Origin of the sequence: Amycolatopsis minnesotensis, assembly GCF_039529815.1 — a bacterium.
Classification (GTDB): Bacteria; Actinomycetota; Actinomycetes; order Mycobacteriales; family Pseudonocardiaceae; genus Amycolatopsis; species Amycolatopsis minnesotensis.
In genome coordinates, this window is record NZ_BAAANN010000016.1 from 17,958 (window position 1) to 38,732 (window position 20,775).

Genomic DNA, 20,775 nt, shown 5'->3' on the forward strand with positions numbered 1-20,775 from the left:
CCGGGAAGTCGGCAGTTGCTCGTCATCGCGGCTCTCCGGTTTCGGCACGGTCGCGCAGGGGTGCGCCGACGCTGTGCAGGTGTTGCAGGACGTAACCGTAGGACCGGAGAAGACCGCACTCGGTGTATTCGATGCCGTGCCGAACACAGAATTGCCGGACCAGTTTCTGGGCTGCGCGCAGGTTGTTTCGGGGCATGCTCGGGAACAGGTGGTGTTCGACTTGGTAATTGAGGCCGCCGAGGGCGAAGTCGACCAGTGGGCCACCGCGGACGTTACGGCTGCTGAGAACCTGCTTGCGCAGGAAGTCCGGTGCGGTGCCGTCGGTGTAGGTGGGCATGCCTTTATGCCCCGGCGCGAACGAGCAGCCCATGTACACGCCCCACAGCCCTTGGTGCACGGCGATGAACGCCAGCGCGAGAGGGGGTGACAAGACGAGGAAGACCGCGGCGAAGTACACGGTTGTGTGTGCCAGCAACAGGATCGCCTCGAGTCGGCGGGCTTTGACTTCGCCTTGCCAGACGGTGTGGAGGCTGGCCCAGTGCAGGTTCAGCCCTTCGAGCAGGAGCAGCGGGAAGAAGAGGAACGCCTGGTACTTGGCGGTGGAACGGACGAACCATTTCCTGCCGTGGGACTGAGCGGGGGTGAACGCCAGGATGGGGATGTCGAGATCGGGGTCGTTCTGTTCGTGGTTCGGGCTGGTGTGGTGGCGGTTGTGCTTGCCGACCCACCAGCCGTAGCTGATGCCGACGAGCCCGGCGTGGACGTAGCCGACGGCGTTGTTGGCCCGCCGGGTGCGGAAGATCTGCCGGTGACCGGCGTCGTGGCCGATGAAGGCGAGCTGGGTCGAGATTATCGCGAAGAACCCGGCGGTGATCAGCTGCCACCACGTGTCTCCCAAGAGGACGAAGACGGCGCACCCGGCGGCCAGGGCCAAGAAGGTGAGGCCGATCTTGACGGCGTAGTAGCCGCGGCGCCGCTTCAGCAGCCCGGCTCGGGACACGATTCCATGCAGGTCGGCGAAATCACCGCTCGACGCCACGGCGGGCGGGGAAGGGCTGTCGAAGGTGGCGGAGGCGGTGGGAAAGGCGTTCATGTTCGATCCTCAGCGGAGTGTGTACGCCGGGGTCTCGAGCGTATGCGGTTTCTGCGACCTTCCAGGTTTTCCTGCCGGTGTCGAAGAATTCACCTTCAGGTGAAGAGGGGACTTGGTGTGCGGGACATCGGCTCCCGACTCAACCGGCCGCTACCCGGCGGCCTGTTCGTTGTCAGCGGCCGTCTGAGCGCGGGCTCTGGGCACTTGGGCCGCTGAATCTTCATTCTACCGCGGCTGTGCCGGGGCCGGTTGCCACGGGCGGTACGGGGTGCTGCCCTGGCACGTACGGGTGAGGGTGGCTGGGAGAAGTCGTGGCGTTGTCGGAGACGGCCGGTTCCGACGTGGTCCGGCCCGGTGGGCGCGGTCGTGCCGCGCGCACCGGGCCGGGATCTTCGCGGTCGTCGTGGGTCAGCAGCCGCAGAGGATGATGGCGATGCCGCCTGCGACGCCGTTGGTCCCGTTGGTGCCGGGGGTTCCGTTCGTGGTGGCGATGGTGTCGGTGCCGCCGCCGCTGGTGACGGTGCCGGAGTTACCTACCCCGCCCGCGCCGAGGGTACCGCCGGAGCCGCCCGCGCCGCCGGCTCCGGGGGAGCACCCGGTGCCGCCGTTTCCGCCGGTGCCGCCGTTTCCGCCTTTGCCGCCGGTGATGGTGAGGCCATCGTCGCCGAGGCCGCCGTTGACGCTTCCGCTGTTGCCGACGCCGCCGGCTCCACCGGCGCCTCCGCCGCCACCGGCTCCGCCGATGTCGCCGGTGCCGAAGCCGTTTCCGCCCTTGCCCGCGGTGGAGCCGAGGCCGCCGGTGCCGCCGGTGACCTTGACGGTGTCGTTGCTCGCGTCGCCGGTGATGGCACCGGAGCTGCCGATCCCGCCCGCGCCGCCGACGCCGCCGAAGCCGCCTGCCCCGCCGCCGTGCCCGCAGCCGCCGGTGCCGCCCGCGCTCCCGGCCGCGCCGGTGCCGCCTGCGACGGTGAGGGTGTCGAGGCCGTCGTCACCGCTGACGGTGCCGGAGCTGCCGAGCCCGATGCCGCCGACGCCACCCGCGCCGCCGACGCCGCCGACGCCACCGGTGCCCGCGCTGGGGCCCGCCCTGCCGCCGAGCGCGCCGGCGCCGCTGGGTCCACCGGCCCCGCCGGTGACGGTGACGGTGTCGTTGCCGAGGTCGCCGTGGACGATGCCGGTGCTGGCGATGCCGCCCGCGCCACCGGCGCCACCGACCCCGCCCGCGCCACCGGCTCCGCCGAGCACTCCGCCACCGCCGGTCCCGCCGAGGCCACCGGTGCCGCCCGCGCCACCGAGAATGGTGACGCCGTCCGTGCCGTCGCCTCCGTTGACGACCCCGGTGCTGCCGAGGCCCAGCCCGCCGACCCCGCCCGCGGCGCCCGCTCCGCCGGCGAAACCGGCGGGATGGGTGCTGATGCCCGCGGCGCCGGGTGCGCCCGCGGCGCCGATGGTGCCCGCGGTGCCGGTGATCTTGATCGTGTCGTTGCCGCCGAGTGCGGTGATGGTGCCGTTGACGGGCGCGCCGGTGCTGATGACGATGTCGTTGCCGGCGGTGCCGGTGAGGATCTGCCCGGCGGGGATGCCTGCGGTGCAGGTGATGGTGTCGCCGGACCCGTTGGGGACGCGGGTGCATCCGACCGGGTCGGCATGGGCGGCGGTGGGGGCGATCAAGGCGAATCCGGCCGCGGTGCCCAGCCCGATCAGGGCACGGCCGGTTCGCCGGGCGGTGGTGGTACGTGCGCTTGATCTCATGTCGCAACTTCCGTTGTCGAGTGAGTCCCGGCTGACGCCATGGACCCGCGAGCGCGGCGGGCGACCGAATCGTGGGTCGCCGGCCGGTGTCACCTCTGTGAGAACACCGGATTCGCCAACACCCTCGAGCCCCACCTTCGTCCCGTTCGGACACAACTGGCAAGGCCGCGAACGGCCTGCCACTCCTCTGCGAGAAGGTCACACCGAATGCCGTTGCCGGGACGGAGACGATCGGCCCGGCACATCCCGGTGGTGACCAATGCCGGGTATTCGGTGACTTTGTGCACCAGACATCCGCGCCACCGCGAGGAGATCGTGGTGAGTGAAAACGTCAAATCATGATGCCGGACTTCGGACAACGTGGTCGCGGCACTGTGTGTCTACATTGGACACTGATTTTTGCCGATGCTCATCCGGCCTTGGCATACGAAGCACCGAGGTGGCGAATCCTATGAGGCCGATATGTCGATCTTGATCATCATCCTGCTCGTCGCGTGGCTCATCACGGCCGTCGTCGGGTTCGCGTTCCCTGGGCTCGTGTGGCTCGCCGTCATCGCGATCGTCTTGTTCGCCGGTACCGCGGCGATCGGGTTCACCCGGCGCAAGACCCTCCGACGCTGAAGACGGGGCTGACCCAGTGGCTGATCCTCACCGAGGTGGACACGCAGACGTCCTCGATCGTGTGTAGGAGAAGACTCGCTCGTGCTGGTTTTTGCCGGCCGGCTCGGTCTATCCTCATCAGGTCGTGTAGTTCACGAAGATCCCGCCCCAGCCCCCGGCGGTGCCACCGGTAGGTGGCCGGTAGCGCGGAGGTTGTGATGGTCATTGCCGCGGTCGGCTCGCCAGGTCCGAGACTTGACGGGGTTGATGCCTCATGTCCGAGGTAGGGTGGTTCCTGATACCGCTGTCCACTCCCATGGTAGTGCTGGCGATTACCCTGATTCTGCAGCGCTGGGAAGATATCGTGCTGCCTTCCGCTGACCGTTCGCGACCCGTGCGTGACGAGACGCGCGTCGCCTCCGCTGTCGGTGGCGGATCGGCCGCCGCGCGACCGCCGGACGAATCACCGGTGAGTGTCTTGGGACCGCGGACGTGAGGCGCCACGGTCCCTTGCCCGCCGCGACCACGGCGGACAGCTTCGATCTTTCCCGGGCTCAGCGCCACCGCTGTGCCCGAGTGGTCGCGTCGGCGTCGACGGGAGCCGACGAGTGCCGCACGTTGCTCGCCATGCTCGGGCTTGACCCCGCCGACGGATTCGCTCAGACACGAGAAAAGTCGCCTCCGGCTCCATAGACCTGTACCGGTTGATGCACCAGAGGGCGAGGGCTACCGTCGACAGCACAGTGCGATGCGCTCGCTGCTGTCCAGCCCTGTCGGTGTCGAGGCGGGACACTACTTGGCCTTCGAAAAGGTGCAGCCGCTGATCTCGACGAACTCACCGGTAGTGGTTGTGAAGCGCATAGGGCCGCCGTTTGGCTTCAGGTCGTTGGTGATGATCCTGGTTCCGGAGCCGTCTTTGAGGCGCGCCCAGTAGCCGTGTCCGGAGCAGGTGGTTCCTTGTCGCCAGGGCGCCAACCTACCGCGTCGTAGCTGGTGAACCGGCTGTTTTCCGGGCAGAGTCCGGTCGCGCCGCGGCCATGACGAGTTGAGCGGCTTCACCGCCGAACTGCTCCTGTCCCTGTTTGAACAGGACCTTCGGATCTACCCCCTGGGTGAGTTCGAGCAGAGGGTGTCCAGCAGGCGGAGAAGTTCGGCGTCTGCCACTTTCGGGTCAGCTCAGACGTGTTGCGACCTCGCGGTAACAGCGCGGAAGCGGGCGGCGGCGGGAACGGCCTTGCTCGATGAACGCCGCAACGTCGCTGCCCCTCAGCCGCGGTCGCGGCTGGCCGCTGGGGACGAGTGCCGGTGCCTCGGTCTTTGGGGTCTTGGTGCTCTTCCCGGCCGGTGTCCACGCGGCACATGCTGGTCGGGTCGCCGCCACCTCGGTGGCGTTGGAGCAGTGGAGAGGCCGATGGCCAGAGTCAGCGCGGAGCACACGATTGTCGTCGGGATCGATCTGACACCGGCGTGTCTGGATGCCGCTCGCTGGGCCGCGCGCGAAGCGGTACGGCGCGGGGTGGGGCTGGTGCTGCTGCATGCGTCCGCGTTCGGTCCACGAGAACCGGAGCCCGGCAGCGCGTCGGTCCGCCGGGGCGCGGATTCGCCGTCGTCGCAGGGATACCGTTGGCTCGAGCGCGCGGCGACCGAAGCCCGCAACGCCGCTCCCCGGGTGCGTCTCACCGTTGAACTGGCTTGCGGCATCGCTCCTGAACTGCTCGCGGGATGGTCGCGCACCGCGGAGCTGGTGGTGGTGGGTTCGCACGGCCTTGGCGGACTGAGTGGGGTTCTCGTCGGGTCGGTCGCGTTGAAGATCGCCGCGCGGGCGTGGTGCCCTGTGGTCGTCGTGCGTGGTTCCACCGTGCCGGAGGGAACGGTCGTGGTGGGGGTGGACGCGTCCCCGGAGAGCGATCTCGCCTGGGAGTTCGCGGTGGAGTCCGCGGCCTCGCGCATGGTGCCGCTGGTGGTCGCGCACGCCTGGCACGCGGAGCCATGGGCTGGGGCCGCCCAGGTCGCCGAAACGCGTTCGCGGGAACGGCAGGCAGTGGAAGATCGCGTGGTCGGCTGGCGCGGCAAGTACCCGGATGTCGAATTCCGGTTGCACGCGGTGCAGGACCGGGACGCGGCTCGGGTGTTGCTGGGCCTGTCCGGCTCCGCGCAGTTGATCGTCATCGGTTCGCGCGGCCGCGGGCCGATCGCGGGTGGCTTGCTCGGCTCGACCGGGAACGCTCTGCTCAGCCGGGCGCCCTGCCCGGTCGTCCTCGCCCACGAACGAAAGCGGGCGAGTCCAGCATCGCCGAGCGGCTGGTCCAGCCCGGAAACACGAGGGAGAGCTCATGCGTAGCGGTGCGGACAACCGGGTCGTGGCCGGGATCGACGGGTCCAGCTCGGCGGTCCGCGCCGCGGTCTGGGCCGGTGCCGAGGCGGTCCGCCGTGGCCGTCCGTTGCGACTGGTGCACGTGTACGCCGTGCCGCGTGGGGGTTTGCCGGGGATCACCGGGTCGCGTGATCGGATTCGGACCGGGCTGACCGAACGTGCCCATACGTGGCTGGACGAGGCGGAAGCGGCCGTCCTCGCCGCTAGTCCCGGGCTGCTCGTGGAGGTCGCCGCACGGGAGTGGGATCCGGTCGCCGCGCTGGTTCAGGAGTCGGAACGGGCCTGCCTGCTCGTGCTCGGCTCGCGCGGCCTCGGCGGTTTCACCGGTCTGCTCATGGGGTCGACCGCCATCGCGCTGGCTGGACACGGGCACTGCCCGGTTGTCGTGGTGCGCGGTGAAATCACCACCGGCACGCTCCCGGTGACCGTCGGCGTCGACGGATCCGCGCACGGTGACAGTGCGATCGGATTCGCCTGCGACGAGGCCTCGATGCGCGGTGTCGGGTTGAGGGCGGTGCATGCCGGGAACCACACCTTCACCGGGCAGCCGACGCCGCACCGGTTGCCCGCGGGTGATCGGGCCGAGATCGCGCAGGACCACGACAGCCCGCTGTCACGGCACTTGGAGGTGTGGCGGGAGAAGTACCCGGATGTCGCGATCACGGCCTCGGTGTGGCAGGGCACCGCGATCACCGTGTTGCTGGAGTACGGGAGGAAGTCGCAACTGCTCGTCGTGGGCAGCCGCGGCCTCGGCGGTTTCGCGGGCATGGTGCTCGGCTCGACGAGCCAGGCACTCGTGGAACACGCGCCGTGCCCGATCGCGATAGTCCGCCCGCACCTCGCCATGGTCACGGGCTGGCGCCAACGAGAATCCACAACGGACTGAGGAGATGACGGACGTGGCAGGCCAGGCGATCGTGGTGGGTGTCGACTACTCGACGGGAGCGGATGACGCGGTCCGGTGGGCGGCCGCGACGGCGCAGGCCAGGCGCGGCGAGCTGAAGATCGTGCACGCGCGCCGACACTCCGGGTCGTACTTCTACGACGGTGTGCTCGAAGGAGCGGGTACGGACGCCGAGGCCATGCGGGAGGACGCCGACCGGATCATCCGCGGCGCGGTCGAGCTCGCGCGCTCGCAGGCCAAGGACCTGGCGATCACCACGGAGGTCTGCGTCGAGTCACCGGCCTTGACCCTGATCGAGCTTTCGCGCGACGCGCGGACGCTCGTGCTCGGCCGCACCGGCCGTGGTGGTTTCGCCGGGATGCTGGTCGGTTCCACCACGATCGCCGTGGCCGGGCACGCCCACTGCCCGGTAGCGGTGGTCCGCGGCCGGGCCGATTCGACCACGGTGGCCGGACCGGTCGTCGTCGGCATCGACGGCAGTCCGACCAGCGAGCAGGCGATCGCCAGAGCTTTCGATGAAGCGTCGGCGCGCGGGGTCCCGTTGGTCGCGCTGCACGCCTGGCTCGACGTGACCTACGACGACCTGTATGTGACCTCACGTGTCCTGCCCGCCTGGGACTCGATCAGGGCGGAGGAGGAGCGGCTCCTCGCGCAGCGCCTCGCCGGATGGCAGGAGAAGTATCCGGATGTGGATCTCCGCCGGGTGCTCGTGCGTGATCGGCCACGGCACGCCCTGCTGGAGTGGTCCGCGAACGCGCAGTTGGTCGTCGTGGGAAGCAGGGGACGCGGTGGCTTCATCGGGATGCTGCTCGGATCGATCAGCCAGGCGCTTCTGCAGCACGCCCAGTGTCCCGTGCTCGTCGTCCGCCACGATGGTGCCGGATGACGGTGTCCGCCCCCGCACAGCCCGCCGCGGCAGGGGTGGTTCACACGGCGACTCAGCCCATTGTGGAGGTACTCGGCGACCTCGACGTCAGTCCGGAGTCCGGTTTGCCAGGGGACGAGGTGCCGCTGCGCCGTGCTCGGTATGGCCTGAACGCGGTGTCCTCGCACCGGGCCCGGTTGCTGCCGGTGCTCTGGCAGCAGCTCCGTTCGCCGCTGCTCGGACTGCTGCTGATTGCCGCGATCGTGTCCTACTTCGTCGGCGAACACAGCGACTCCGTCATCATCGGGGTGATTGTCGCCGTGTCGGTCGGACTCGGGTTCGTCGACGAGTACCGGGCCGAGAAGGCCGCTGAGGCCCTGCACTCCCGGATCCGGCACGTCGCCGTGGTCGTCCGCGACGGGCAGTCGTCCACTGTGGACGTTTGCGGGCTGGTTCCGGGTGACCTGCTCGACCTCAGGCTCGGCGATGTCGTCCCGGCCGACGTGCGGCTGATCGAGGTGACCGGCCTGGAATGCGACGAATCGGTGCTCACCGGCGAGTCCCTGCCCGTGGTCAAGGACACGGCCGCCGTGGCACCGGGCACCGTGCTGGCCGAACTGTCCTGCTGCGCGTTGATGGGCACCGTCGTGCACGCGGGCAGCGCCGCCGGTGTCGTGGTGGCGACCGGCGCGGGCACCGAGTTCGGGTCGATCGCGGCCGGGCTGGGCACACACCAGCTCGACACCGAGTTCCAAGTCGGGCTGCGGAAGTTCTCGATGCTGCTGGTGTATGTCGCGGCGGCACTGACGACGACGATCTTCGCCATCAACCTCGTGCTGCAGAAGCCGCTCCTGGACGCGTTGCTGTTCTCGCTGGCGATCGCGGTCGGCATCACCCCGCAGTTGCTGCCCGCGGTCGTGTCCACCAGCCTCGCCGCGGGCTCGCGACGCATGAGCCGTCGCAAGGTACTGGTCAAGCGGCTGGTGTGCATCGAGGACCTCGGCAACGTCGATGTCGTGTTCACCGACAAGACCGGCACCCTCACACACGGCCGGATCGACTACATGCGGGCGGTGCCCACCGACGCGGCGGACGCCGGTTCCGTGCTGCGCTGGGGATTGCTGTGTACCGAGAACGCCGCCGAATCCGCTGGCGGCAATCCGCTCGACCACGCGCTGTGGACGTCTCCGGCCGCCGCGCCCGAGCGGGCCGCGCTCGCCGCCCACACCCGGCAGGCTGTGCTGCCCTTCGACCACGAACGGCGCATGATCTCGGCCGTCGTCCGGGATCCGGCCGGGCGGGTGACCCTGGTGACGAAGGGGGCGCCGGAGACCGTGCTCGACCGGTGCGTTGGCGTCCCGGCCGCCGCGCGGTCCGCCTTGGACGCGGAATTCGCCGCGGGCAACCGGGTCGTCGCGGTGGCCACCAAACCGGCCCCGGAGCACCACCAGCCGGCTCCGGCGGACGAACACGGCCTGACTTTGCTCGGACTGCTGGTGTTCCTCGACCCGCCCAAACAAGACGCGGCGGCGGCGTTGCGGCGGCTGGCCGATCTCGGCATCGCGGTGAAGGTGGTGACCGGGGACAACGCCGCGGTCGCGGTGAAGGTCTGCCACGACCTCGGCCTCGGTGACGGCGCCGTCCTCACCGGCGCGGACCTCGACGCACTCGACGACACGCGGCTTGCCGCCGTCATCGGAGGCACCACCGTGTTCGCCCGCGTGAGCCCGGAGCACAAGGCGCGCATCGTGCGCGTCCAGCGGCTCGGTGGCGGCAGTGTCGCGTTCCTCGGCGACGGTGTCAATGACGCGCTCGCCCTGCACGCCGCCGACGTCGGCATCTCGGTGGACTCGGCGACCGACGTCGCCAAGGACGCCGCGGATGTGATCCTGCTGGAGAAGGACCTCGCCGTGCTCGCCGACGGGGTCACCGAAGGGCGGCGGATCTTCGCCAACACCATCAAGTACGTCCTGATGGGGACCTCGAGCAACTTCGGCAACATGTTCTCCGCCGCCGGCGCGTCGCTATTCCTGTCGTTCCTGCCGATGCTGCCCTCGCAGATCCTGCTCAACAACCTGCTCTACGACACCAGCCAGCTCGCCATCCCGACCGACAACGTCGACGACGAGCAACTGCGCAGGCCCTCGCACTGGGGCCTCGGGTTCATCCGCCGGTTCATGATGTTCTTCGGGCCGGTGAGCTCGGTCTTCGACTTCGTCACCTTCGGGGTCATGCTGTGGGTGTTCCACTCGGGCCCGGAGCAGTTCCGCTCGGGTTGGTTCGTCGAGTCACTGGCCACCCAGACCCTGGTGATCTTCGCGATCCGCACCCGCCGGATCCCGTTCTTCCGCAGCCATCCCAGTCTCCCGATCACCCTCGCCGCACTGGGTGCCGCCGCGGTCGGGGCGGTGCTGCCTGCCACTCCGCTCGCGCACGCCTTGGGATTCCAGCCCCTTCCCGGCGGGTTCTTCGCGGCACTGGCGGGCATGGTGCTCGGCTACCTCGTGCTGATCGAGGTCGGCAAACGGTTCTTCTACCGGATCACGGCCACCACCGCGCACACCCCGCACCGGCCCGACAGCCACCCGCGCTTCGTGCGGCGCCGAGCCGCCCGCTTCAGCATCGCCACCAGCCCACCGCGACGGAAGCAGGCACGGCGATGCGGGTACTGACCGTGAATCCCGGCTCGTCGAGCGTGAAACTAGCCGTGATCGAGAATGACGCCGTGCTCGACCAGACGAGCGTGGCGACGGCCTCGGCACAGCGATCCCGCCGCCCGCTTCTCGACCTGGTCCGGCGATGGGCACCGGTCGACGCGGTGGGGGTGCGCTTCGTGCACGGCGGCCGGCGTACCGAGCCGATTCGGCTGGGAGACAAGGAGATCGCGCGGCTGACGGCGTTGACCCCGCTGGCTCCGCTGCACCAGCCGTCGTCGCTCGCGCTGGCCGCGCTGGCCGAGGAAATCGCCCCCGGCACCGTGTTCGCCTGTTTCGACACCGCGTTCCACACGGGCATTCCCGAAGCCGCCGCGCGGTACGCGTTGCCGGCGAACTGGGTCCGCGAGCACGACTTGCGCCGGTACGGGTTTCACGGGCTCTCCTGCGCTTATGCCCTGCGCCGTACCGCTGAGCTGCTGAACACCGAACCTCGCGAATTGCGGGTCGTGTGCTGCCACCTCGGCGCCGGTGTGTCGGTGACCGCCATCCGCGGCGCGCGCAGCGTGGACACTTCGATGGGTTTCACCCCGCTGGAAGGCGCCGTGATGGCCACCCGTTCCGGCAGCGTCGACCCCGGTCTGCTGATGTATCTCCTGCGGGCCGGGATCACCGAAGCGGCGGGCCTCGAGGACACGCTGGAGCACTCCAGCGGCCTGGCCGGGATGACCGGCACCGGCGGCGACATCCGCGACGTGCTGGCCGCCCGCGCGGACGGCAGACCGGAGGCGGATCTGGCGATCGAGGTCTACCTGCACCGGTTGCGCCACGAGATCGGCGCGATGACAGCGGCGCTGGACCGGCTGGACGCCCTGGTTTTCACCGGCGGCGTCGCAGAACACCAGCCGGGACTGATCGCCGAGCTTGCGGCGAAGCTGGGCATCTTCGACGTGCGGATCGACCCCGACCGGCTGCCCGCACCGGGGGACCGCGTCCTGAGCCCGGTCCGGGCGGGCACCCGCGTGGTGCTGGTGACCGCACGCGAGGACCTGGAACTGGCCAAGCAGACCGAGGCCGCGGCCGTAGGTCCCAGGCTTGGGTGACCAACGGCCGCAGCGCCGGCGCTCCTGCCAGTCCTATCGTCGAGATCTAGCCAGGAAAGAAGGCACGTCCGCGATGCAGGCACACGACGTCATGACCAGCCCGGTGCGCACCGTGACACCGGAGACCACCGTGAAGGACGCGGCAAGCCTGCTGGCCTCGCACGGCTTCACCGCGCTGCCGGTACTGGACGACACCGAACGCCTCATCGGCATCGTCACCGAGGCGGACCTGATCCGAGGCCGGTTCCCGCGCGACCCGCGATATCACCACGGCGACGCCGCGATGCCGGCGGCCGCGCCCGCGACGGTGGGGGAGGTGATGACCACGCCGGCGATCGGGATGGGCGCCGGTGCCGATGTGGTCGATCTGGCGTCGGTGATGCTGACCGACGGCGTGCGCAGCCTGCCGATCGTGGACGGCTCGACGGTGATCGGCATAGTCACCCGCCGCGATCTGCTGCGGACCCTGGCGCGCGACGACCGGACGATTTCCGCCGATATCCGGCATCAGCTCGCCATGTACGGCGCCGCCGGCCGGTGGTCGGTGCGGGTCGACGACGGCGTGGTGGCCATCGGCGACGAGTTCGACAACGAGACCGATCGGCACGTGGCCACGGTGCTGGCCGAAGCGGTGCCGGGCGTGACCGCCGTGCACGTGGTCAGCGAAACAACGGGCAATGACCACCTCCCCGGATAATTCGGTAGTGGTCGTGGCCGATGGCTCCGGCTCGGCCGGGCACGCCGAACGCTGGGCCGCGGACGAGGCCACCCGGTGGGGCGCGCGGTTGCGGGTGACCCGCGACCTGGCTGTGCCTTCGCTGATCGAGGAATCCCGCGAGGCCAGGCTGATCGTGTTCGCGCCGGGCGGAGAACCGGTCACCGCACTCGCCCTGGTCACCGATGGGCATTGCCCGGTCGCGGTCGTCCGCGGCCGCAAGCTTGAGCAAGCCCCGCCCGTCGAGGGGCCCGTGGTCGTCGGGGTGGACGGCACCCCGGCCAGCGAACCGGCGCTCGCGCTGGCGTTCGCGGAGGCCTCCTCACGCGGGGCGGATCTGCTCGCCGTGCACACCTGGGTCCAGTTCTCCGCCACCAGCACCGACAGCTACGCCCGCGACCATCTCACCAGCACCGCCGACATCGCTGTCGAGGAGAGTGAACTGCTCGCGGAACGGCTCGCCGGGTGGCAGGAGAAGTACCCCGAAGTCACTGTTCACCGCGTCGTGTCCAGGAACCGGCCGGTGCGCTTCCTGCTGGAACAGGCCGAGCACGCCCGGCTGTTGATCGTCGGCAGCCGCGCGGGCGCCTGGTTTTCCGACCTGTCGCATGGATCGACCAGCCAAGCTCTGCTTTTCGGCACTCCGTGCCCACTGATCGTGGTCCGTGCCGCGATCACCGATGAGATGAGGACCAGATGAACCCGGCCACCCGTCCCCTGTCCGAGGCCGCGACTCTCGCTCCCCGCACCCTCGACGCGGACGCGGCGCGCGAGGTCGACGCCCTGTGGCGGGCCGCGAACTACCTGACCGTGGGCCAGATCTACCTCATGGACAACCCGTTACTGCGTGAGGAGCTGGTTTCCGAGCATGTGAAGCCCCGACTGCTGGGTCATTGGGGAACCTCTCCTGGACTGAACTTCGTCTACGCCCACCTCAACCGTGCGATCCGCGCCCACGAGCTCAACGCCATGTACGTCATCGGCCCCGGACACGGCGGCCCGGCACTGTTCGCCAACACCTGGCTGGAAGGCACCTACACCGAGACCGAGCCGGGCGTCACCCGTGACCTCGACGGCATGCACAGGCTCTTCCGCCAGTTTTCCTTCCCCGGCGGCGTACCCAGCCACGTCGCGCCCCAGGTACCGGGATCCATCCACGAGGGCGGCGAACTGGGCTACTCGCTCGCGCACGCCTACGGTGCCGCGTTCGACAACCCGGACCTGCTGGTGGCATGCGTCGTCGGCGACGGCGAGGCGGAAACCGGGCCACTGGCCACCAGCTGGCATGCCAACAAGTTCCTCAACCCGGCCACCGACGGCGCGGTCCTGCCGATCCTGCACCTCAACGGCTACAAGATCGCCAACCCCGCCGTGCTCGCCCGGATACCCCGCGCGGAACTCGACGCGCTGCTGCGCGGCTACGGTTACGAGCCCCACTACGTCGAAGGCCACGAGCCTGCCGCGATGCACGAGCTCATGGCGTCCACTGTGGACCGAGTGGTCACCGACATCCGTGCCATCCAGTGTGAAGCCCGTATCAGTGCGACCGCGCCGGTACGGCCGCGGTGGCCGGTCATCGTCCTGCGCACCCCCAAAGGCTGGACCGGTCCGTCCGAAGTGGACGGAGTCAAGGTCGAAGGGACCTGGCGGGCGCACCAGGTTCCGCTGCCAGGGGTGCGCGAGAATCCGGAACACCTGCGGCAGCTGGAACGGTGGATGCGCTCCTACCGGCCCGAGGAACTGTTCGATCTCGACGGCCGTCCGCTCGCCGAGGTGACCGCGATGATCCCGGTGGGGGATCGGCGGATGGGCGCCACCCCGCACGCCAACGGCGGCCTGCTGCTGCGCCCGCTGGACCTGCCGGACCCACGTTCGCACGCCGCGCCGTGCGAACGTCCCGGGGTGACGCTCTCCGAGCCGACGCGGGTGCTCGGCCGATACCTGCGCGAGGTGATCGAACGCGACAGCGCGCGACGGGACTTCCGGCTATTCGGGCCCGACGAGACCGCCTCGAACCGGCTCGACGCCGTGTACGAGGTGACCGGCAAGCAGTGGACGGGAGAGACACTCCCGGTCGACGAGCACCTGGTCCGCGACGGACGGGTGAGCGAAGTGCTCTCCGAACACCTGTGCCAGGGCTGGCTGGAGGGGTACCTGCTGACCGGCAGGCACGGCCTGTTCTCCTGTTACGAGGCGTTCGTGCACATCGTCGATTCCATGGTCAACCAGCACGCCAAATGGCTCAAGATCAGCCGCCACCTGCCATGGCGCCGCCCGATCGCGTCACTGAACTACCTGATCACCTCGCACGTGTGGCGTCAGGACAACAACGGCTTCTCCCACCAGGACCCCGGCTTCATCGACCACGTGATGAACAAGAAAGCCGAAGTCGTCCGGGTCTACCTGCCACCGGACACCAACACCCTGCTCTCCGTAGCGGCGCACTGCCTGGCCAGCCGGGACTACATCAACGTCATCGTGGCGGGCAAGAACGACAGCCCGGTCTGGCTCGACGCCGACACGGCGGCCCTGCACTGCGCCCGCGGCGCCGGGATCTTCACCTGGGCCGGCAACGAAGGCGACAATGAGCCGGACGTCGTGCTCGCCTGCGCCGGTGACGTGCCCACGGTCGAGGTGCTGGCCGCGACCTCACTGCTGCGCCAGCACCTTCCCTGGCTGAGGGCGCGGGTGGTCAACGTGGTCGACCTGATGCGCCTGCAACCCGACACCGAGCATCCGCACGGAATGACCGACCCCGAGTTCGACGCCCTGTTCACCACCCACACGCCAGTGATCTTCGCCTACCACGGCTACCCCTGGCTGATCCATCGGCTCACCTACCGCCGCACCAACCATCCCAACCTGCACGTCCGCGGCTACAAGGAGGAAGGCACCACGACCACCCCGTTCGACATGCTCGTCCGCAACGACATGGACCGCTTCCAGCTGGTCATCGATGTCATCGACCGGGTCACCGCGCTCGGTCCGCGTGCCGCCGCGGTACGCCAGCAGATGACCGATGCGCGGCAACGCCACCACGTCTGGATCCGCGAGCACGGCGAAGACCTACCGGAGGTCCGCGACTGGACCTGGAACCCACCCAAGTGACTTTCGCCCCTGCCGGGCCGGCACCGCTGGTTCTAGATCGCGTCGGCGATCCGTGGTCGAGTCTCGGTTCGCACAAGACCATTGCGGCATCGGGGTGACAATTTGATCTAGCTCTGACCTCCTTCACGGACCGCGCCGGGAACACGGTCCGGACCACGTGGAACAACGCGTGCTTGATCGCCACGGTCACCGACCCCAATGGCGGCACCTGGGGCTCGAACTACGACGCGAACAAGCGGTTGACGTCCCCGACCACACCGAACAAGGCGCTGGGAACGCTCACCACGAAGCTCGGCTACAACGCCAGTTCGAGCACCGAGACCGACCCGAACAACCAGACCGCGACCTTCGAATACGGCGACCAGGGTCGCCAGGTGAAAGCGACCGACGTGCTCGGCCACACCAAGTCGCAGAAGTGGAACGTCAACAGCAGCCTGCAGAGCACGACCGACGGGAAGACTGAGGTTGCCCTTGGGAGCCGGACACTCTGATCCCGGACATTGGTCTGGGGAAGGATGTCCTGGTGTCACGTTCGTCGAAGTATCCCGAGCAGTTCGGCAAGGACGCGGTTGTGTTGGCCGGGCCGTGGGGCGGCGTCTCCGCGAGCGAGCAGGAAGAGCTGTGGGCGCTGCGCGAGCGGGTGGCCGAACTGGAGCTGGAGAAGGAGATCCCGCGCAAGGCAGCCGCCTATTTCGCCAAGGAGATGGGTCGTTGACTGACAGCTACCGGTTCATCTCCGAACACCGCGCCACTTTCGGCGTCGCCCGGGGGTGTGCCGAGTCCTGGACGTGCGGCGTCCAGGCTTCTACGAGTGGCTGGCCGCCGCACCCGCGCGTGCCGGACGCGCCGCCGACGACGACCAACTCGCCGACGAGATCACCGAGGTCCACGCCGGGCACCCGGGGTGCCTGCGGCCGCCCGCGGATCGTAGCCACGCCGCGCCACCGCGGCCGCGGGGTCAACCACAAGCGCGTCGAGCGGATTATGCGCGAGCGCGGGATCACCGGTATCATCCGGCGGCGGCGCCGGTCTCTGACCCGGCGGGACCAGGCCGCCGGCCGCGACTTCACCGCCGCCGCTCCCGGCCGGGGACATCACGTACCTGCCCACGCGGGAGGGCTGGCCGTATCCGGCCACCGTGATCGATCTGCACAACAGGGGGGCGTCGGCCACGCGATGGCCGAGCACATGCGCGCTGAAGTCGTCTGCGACACGATCACGCTGGCCGCCCGGCGCGGACTGCTCGGCCAGGACGCGATCTTTCATTCCGACCGCGGCTCGCGATACACCGCCGGCCGAGTTCCGCGCCGCACTCGCCGGCTTGGGCGTGCGGCCGTCGGTGGGCCGGACCGGGTCGTGTTACGACAACGCGGTCGCCGAGTCGTTCTTCGCCACCCTCGAAACCGAGATCGGCACCACCGTCTGGACCACCCGCGCCGACGCCCACCGCGTCGTCTTTTCCTGCTTCAGCTCCTACAAGCCCGACCGTCTACATTCGACACCAGGCCACCGAACACCCCACGAAACCCGTGTCAGCTATCGTCAAGGTCCCGCCCTCGCGGCATGAAACCCCGGTGTTCGGTCTTCGGGGGCAACCTCAGACCGCGACGTGTACTTCATCGCGCAGTAGCGCGGTAGGCATGTCCAGCGGCGAGACGGCGTAGTCCGACAGCCCTGATGGACCAGACACGGGCATGTGTGGCGATCGTGTCGACGGATGTTGGGGCAGGGCTGGGGTCCACTCGTCGCGGATGGTCATGCCGATTCGTCGTCCTTTGTGGATTCCGCACTGGCTTGCTCCTCCGCCCAGCGGAGCAGTGCATTACCGTTGCGAGCCGCGCGCCCTCGGCGCCGGAGATACGGGTGATGTGACCGAAAAATCTGCGGTCACCGCAGTTTTCGCGACATTGAGCGTAGCACCAGCACGGGCGACTCGATGTGGTCTCGACGGGCGGCAGGAGGTCGTCGGCGGCGAGACGCGGCAGCGGAACGCTCGTCTCGTTCTGACGGGGAGTATCCGGAAGTCTCACTACGTACTCAAGGCCGGAAGCAGGAACGAGAGCTCGACGCACCACCGCGGTCGGCCGCGAAAGCAGTGGTCTCCCCGGTCTCGCAACCGGGTCTCGCCCTGCTCTCGGCGGACGGCAGCCACTGTTCACGTGCTTCTGCATCGTCGACTTTCCGAGCTTCAGCCTGGTGTCCTGCCACAGCTGAAGCCACTGCCCTGTGAACGGGCCGGTGACCATGATCCGCGATGGGGCATCGAGTCGTGCTTCCGGTGAGAACGAGCGCTGGGCCGGTCAGGAGAGCGGGACTGTCCACTTCAGACGGGTTCCGCCGTCCGCGCGGCGGTTGACGTGGAAGGACCCGTGCGCGTCGGTCGCACGACGTTCGAGATTGCGAAGACCGCTTCGTGTCACCGTTTCTGGCAGCCCGGTTCCGGTGTCGGAGACTTCTACGGTCAGGTCGTCGGCCACGGTGATCGCCACGGTGAGGTCGGTGGCCCGTGCGTGCCGCACGACGTTGCTGACAGCTTCGCGGACCACCGCCTCGGCGTGTTCGGCGAGTTCGGGCGGCACCGTTTCGAGCGGTCCGGACAGGTGCACCGTGGTGCGGATGCCCGCGTCGCCGGTCGCCTGGGTGACCGCGTCGCGCAGCTTCGTCCGTAGCGTGGTGGTCCCTCCTGGTTCGGGGTGCAGGTCGAAGATCGCGCCGCGGATCTCTTCGATGACCTCTTGCAACTGTCTGACGTGCTGGGCGAGGCGGTCCGTGACGGTGGATGAACCCGCCTCGCGGCGAGTGGCCTGCATGGCGAGGCCGACCGCGAACAGTCGTTGGATCACGTGGTCGTGCAGGTCGCGTGCGATCCGGTCGCGGTCGGTCACGACGTCGAGGTCACGCCGGGCGGACTGGCTTTCGGCGTCCCGCAGCGCCAGCGCGGCCTGATCGGCGAACGCCGACACGATCTGGAGTTCGTGTTCGCCGAACGCGGCGCCACCGGGCCCGCGGATAGCCAGGAGCACCCCCGCGGTCGACTCGCCCGACCGCAGCAGCACCGCGAGCGCGGGACCGAGATCGCCGGGCAGGTCGAACACGAGACTGGGCACGCTGCGCGGCACGTGATCGTGTAGCACGGCACCCGAGATCGAGGTGGCGACCGGGATCCGGCCACCGGTCAAGGCATCGGCGTCCGGTCCGGCGCACACGGTGACCACGAGTTCCCCGTCGCCAGTGCCGGGTTCGTCGAGGTACTCCGGTAGTGCGATGAGCGCGTTTTCGGCATCGGTGAGCTCGGCGGCGCGGCTCGCGATGAGGCGCAGCACCTCGGTGACCCCCGTGCCGCCGAGAAGTTCCGCGAAGATCTGCCCCGTGGCCTCTACCAGCCGCTGCCGTCGCCGGGTCTGCTCGTAGAGGACGGCGTTGTCCACGGCGATCCCGGCGGCGGCCGCCAACGCCACCACCGCCCGTTCGTCGTCCGCGGTGAAACCCCGTCCGGTGTTCTTCCCGGCCAGGTGCAGCCGTCCGACGACAGCGCCGCGCGCGAGGAGCGGGACGTCCAGGAAATCTCGGGTCACCGCCCCGTCCTCCGGAGGGGCGGGCTCGCCGGTACCGGCGACGACGAATTGGGTCACCGTGCCGTTGTCGTCGAAGACGCTGAGCGTGCCGAGACGCGCGTCCACGAGGCCGCGGGCCGCGGTCACGATCTGGTGGAGGGTTTCGTCCAGCTCCAGGCTGGCGGAGAACACAAGCATGGCGGCCAACAGCGCGTCCATTTTGGACCGGGTCGCGAGGGCTTCCTCGCGCAGCTCGGCAGGCGAAGCCCCGGCATCTCGCTGGGCTGGTGGGGGACCGCGGCCCTGATCGGCTGGCATCCCGCAACGATGTCACAGAAACGGCCAGCGGCCGAGCCCCGACCGGCGACCTTGGGCCGGTCTCCGAGGGCCGTTCGGCCCTGGGGCTCGCCCGCCTGCCAGGCGGACCGTGGGGGACGGCGGAGCCCCTCCGCCCACCCGACCACATCCGGAGCCGCCGTATGAAGACCGGTGTCATGCCCGTCGGACAGTTGAGCGCGGACCAGGTGCGGTCGGTGCTGCTGGCCGCGACGACTCCGCCGCCGGTCGGGGGCGGCACGCCGTGGCGTTTCCACTGCACACCGGAGGCCATCACGCTGTACGCGGACCCGCCGCCCCTCGCGCGGGACAACGGCCCCGAAAACCGGGCACAGTTCCTGGCTTGCGGAGCCGCGTTGCTGAACCTGCGGCTGGCGATCAGGGCGCTGGGGATCTACCCGGAGACCCGGTTGCTCCCGGCGCCAGACCGGCCGGACCTGCTGGCCGTGGTGCTGCCGTACGGCCGCGAACCCGCCACGCCGGTGGACCGGCTGCTGGCGGAGTCCATCGGGATTCGCGGCGGCCATCAGCGCCCCTTCACCGCGGCGACCGTCGTCGCGTCGACGCAACGAGAACTGCGGCGCGCCGCAGAGATCGAACGGGCTTGGCTCGCCGCGATCTCACCGGCGCAGCTGCCGCGACTGCGCGAGATCCTGCACCGCGCGCAAAAGGGCAGCGGCCGCGACGACGGCATGGCCGATTTCGGCACCGAGCCCGACCGGCTGCTGGCGGTCGTGGGCTCGCTGCACGACGCTCCGCTGTCGCGCGTCCAGGCGGGGCAGGCGCTGCAACGGGTCCTGCTGACCGCGGCCGCGGCCGGTCTTTCCGCCGCGTTCCCCGGCGAGATCCTGGCGGCGCCGACGTCGCGAAGGGAGCTGCGGCACCTGCTCGGAGGTGGTCTCTGGCCGCAGGCGATGGTGCGGCTGGGACACGGCGCGCCGGTACCGGTGGCCGCGCGGGCGTCGCTGGCGGACGTCGTGACCAGTGACGAGCGGCCGTTCCCGGTCAGTTCGGCTGACGGCGCGCTTCGTCGTGGACCTCGGTGACCAACACCGCGGCTTGGCTCCGCCGCTCCAGCCCCAGCTTGGCGAGCAGCCGGGACACGTAGTTCTTCACGGTCTTCTCCGCCAGGAACATCCGGTCGGCGATCTGCCGGTTCGTCAGGCTTTCCCCGAGCAGGTCCAGCAGGGTGCGCTCCTGGTCGGTCAGCCCCGCCAGCGGTCCCGGTTCCGCCGTGTCCGCGCGCAGCCGGGTCATCAGTGCGGTGACGGCGCGCTCGTCGAGCAGGGTGTGCCCCGACCCGACCCGGCGGATCGCGTCGATCAGCCGCAGCCCCTCGATGTCCTTGATGACGTAGCCGTCGGCACCAGCCAGCACCGCGTTGACCATCGCCCGTTCGTCGGTGAACGAGGTCAGGATCAGGCAGCGCAGCCCGGGGAGCCGGTCGCGCAGTTCGCGGCACAGCTCCACGCCGTTGCCATCCGGCAGCCGCACGTCCAGCACTGCCACGTCCGGGCGCAGCGCGGGCACCCGCGCCAGCGTGGTCGCGACGGACGGGGCCTGCCCGACCACCGTCATGTCAGCTTCTCCGTCGACGAGGTCCGCGACGCCGCGGCGCACGACCTCGTGGTCGTCCACCAGGAAGACGGTGATCACGTCCGCATCGTGCTGATCGGGGTCCGGCACAGCTCCACGCTACGCCGGTCGCCGAAAGGCC

At 69.6% G+C, this 20,775-nt stretch carries 18 protein-coding genes; 13 read left to right on the plus strand and 5 right to left on the minus strand.

Translation table 11 applies throughout. The annotated features are described in order from the left end of the window. Positions 1-22 precede the first annotated feature (22 nt). The gene (locus ABD256_RS20705; RefSeq protein ID WP_344421060.1) at positions 23-1,093 is read right to left on the minus strand and encodes a fatty acid desaturase family protein; all 1,071 of its coding nucleotides are present in this window, start codon (positions 1,091-1,093) and stop codon (positions 23-25) included. A gap of 408 nt (positions 1,094-1,501) precedes the next feature. Continuing rightward, a complete protein-coding gene (locus ABD256_RS20710; RefSeq protein WP_344421063.1) occupies positions 1,502-2,845 on the minus strand; it encodes a hypothetical protein in 1,344 nt (447 codons plus the stop codon). Between the two features lie 462 nt (positions 2,846-3,307). Here ABD256_RS20710 and ABD256_RS20715 point away from each other — a divergent pair, with 462 nt between their 5' ends. The 11 genes from ABD256_RS20715 (at position 3,308) to ABD256_RS20765 (ending at position 15,883) form a co-directional block, all read left to right on the plus strand. Further along, positions 3,308-3,466 carry a hypothetical protein gene (locus ABD256_RS20715; RefSeq protein ID WP_344421066.1) on the plus strand — a complete coding sequence of 53 codons (159 nt, stop codon included), beginning with the start codon at positions 3,308-3,310 and terminating at the stop codon, positions 3,464-3,466. Between the two features lie 1,378 nt (positions 3,467-4,844). Next, entirely contained in the window at positions 4,845-5,786 is a 942-nt protein-coding gene (locus ABD256_RS20720) for a universal stress protein (RefSeq protein ID WP_344421069.1), read from the plus strand. Continuing rightward, the gene (locus tag ABD256_RS20725; protein WP_344421072.1) at positions 5,779-6,705 is read left to right on the plus strand and encodes a universal stress protein; all 927 of its coding nucleotides are present in this window, start codon (positions 5,779-5,781) and stop codon (positions 6,703-6,705) included. The genes ABD256_RS20720 and ABD256_RS20725 overlap by 8 nt, the downstream gene beginning before the upstream one ends. 4 nt (positions 6,706-6,709) lie before the next feature. Continuing rightward, positions 6,710-7,609, plus strand: coding sequence for a universal stress protein (locus ABD256_RS20730; RefSeq protein ID WP_344421075.1), 900 nt, complete (start codon positions 6,710-6,712; stop codon positions 7,607-7,609). Beyond that, positions 7,606-10,260 carry a magnesium-translocating P-type ATPase gene (gene mgtA / locus ABD256_RS20735; RefSeq protein WP_344421078.1) on the plus strand — a complete coding sequence of 885 codons (2,655 nt, stop codon included), beginning with the start codon at positions 7,606-7,608 and terminating at the stop codon, positions 10,258-10,260. The genes ABD256_RS20730 and mgtA overlap by 4 nt, the downstream gene beginning before the upstream one ends. Next, a complete protein-coding gene (locus ABD256_RS20740) occupies positions 10,248-11,345 on the plus strand; it encodes an acetate/propionate family kinase (RefSeq protein WP_344421082.1) in 1,098 nt (365 codons plus the stop codon). Before mgtA ends, ABD256_RS20740 begins: the two co-directional genes overlap by 13 nt. 73 nt (positions 11,346-11,418) lie before the next feature. After that, positions 11,419-12,042 (plus strand): CBS domain-containing protein, encoded by a 624-nt coding sequence (locus ABD256_RS20745; protein WP_344421085.1) that lies wholly within the window; start codon positions 11,419-11,421, stop codon positions 12,040-12,042. Positions 12,043-12,049: 7 nt separating this feature from the next. Then, on the plus strand, positions 12,050-12,760 hold the full coding sequence (locus tag ABD256_RS20750) for a universal stress protein (RefSeq protein WP_344421089.1): 711 nt from the start codon (positions 12,050-12,052) through the stop codon (positions 12,758-12,760). Further along, positions 12,757-15,168: a phosphoketolase family protein gene (locus ABD256_RS20755; protein ID WP_344421092.1), complete on the plus strand. Its 2,412-nt coding sequence runs from the start codon at positions 12,757-12,759 to the stop codon at positions 15,166-15,168. The genes ABD256_RS20750 and ABD256_RS20755 overlap by 4 nt, the downstream gene beginning before the upstream one ends. 173 nt (positions 15,169-15,341) lie before the next feature. Continuing rightward, the gene (locus tag ABD256_RS20760) at positions 15,342-15,659 is read left to right on the plus strand and encodes a hypothetical protein (RefSeq protein ID WP_425546481.1); all 318 of its coding nucleotides are present in this window, start codon (positions 15,342-15,344) and stop codon (positions 15,657-15,659) included. 32 nt (positions 15,660-15,691) lie between these two features. Beyond that, positions 15,692-15,883, plus strand: coding sequence for a hypothetical protein (locus ABD256_RS20765; RefSeq protein WP_344421095.1), 192 nt, complete (start codon positions 15,692-15,694; stop codon positions 15,881-15,883). A 7-nt stretch (positions 15,884-15,890) separates the two neighbouring features. On the opposite strand, the gene ABD256_RS20770 is transcribed toward ABD256_RS20765, so the two are convergent. Then, entirely contained in the window at positions 15,891-16,103 is a 213-nt protein-coding gene (locus ABD256_RS20770) for a hypothetical protein (RefSeq protein WP_344421098.1), read from the minus strand. Positions 16,104-16,306: 203 nt separating this feature from the next. On the opposite strand from ABD256_RS20770, the gene ABD256_RS20775 reads away from it, so the two are divergent. Next, the gene (locus ABD256_RS20775; protein ID WP_344421101.1) at positions 16,307-16,735 is read left to right on the plus strand and encodes an integrase core domain-containing protein; all 429 of its coding nucleotides are present in this window, start codon (positions 16,307-16,309) and stop codon (positions 16,733-16,735) included. Positions 16,736-17,468: 733 nt separating this feature from the next. Here the strand turns inward: ABD256_RS20775 and ABD256_RS20780 are convergent. Beyond that, the gene (locus ABD256_RS20780) at positions 17,469-19,040 is read right to left on the minus strand and encodes a GAF domain-containing sensor histidine kinase (RefSeq protein ID WP_344421104.1); all 1,572 of its coding nucleotides are present in this window, start codon (positions 19,038-19,040) and stop codon (positions 17,469-17,471) included. Positions 19,041-19,201: 161 nt separating this feature from the next. On the opposite strand from ABD256_RS20780, the gene ABD256_RS20785 reads away from it, so the two are divergent. Next, positions 19,202-20,104 carry a hypothetical protein gene (locus ABD256_RS20785; protein WP_344421108.1) on the plus strand — a complete coding sequence of 301 codons (903 nt, stop codon included), beginning with the start codon at positions 19,202-19,204 and terminating at the stop codon, positions 20,102-20,104. On the opposite strand, the gene ABD256_RS20790 is transcribed toward ABD256_RS20785, so the two are convergent. Beyond that, complete coding sequence (locus ABD256_RS20790; protein WP_344421549.1) at positions 20,064-20,714, minus strand: response regulator; 651 nt, start codon at positions 20,712-20,714, stop codon at positions 20,064-20,066. The genes ABD256_RS20785 and ABD256_RS20790 overlap by 41 nt on opposite strands. Between the last annotated feature and the right edge of the window lie 61 nt (positions 20,715-20,775).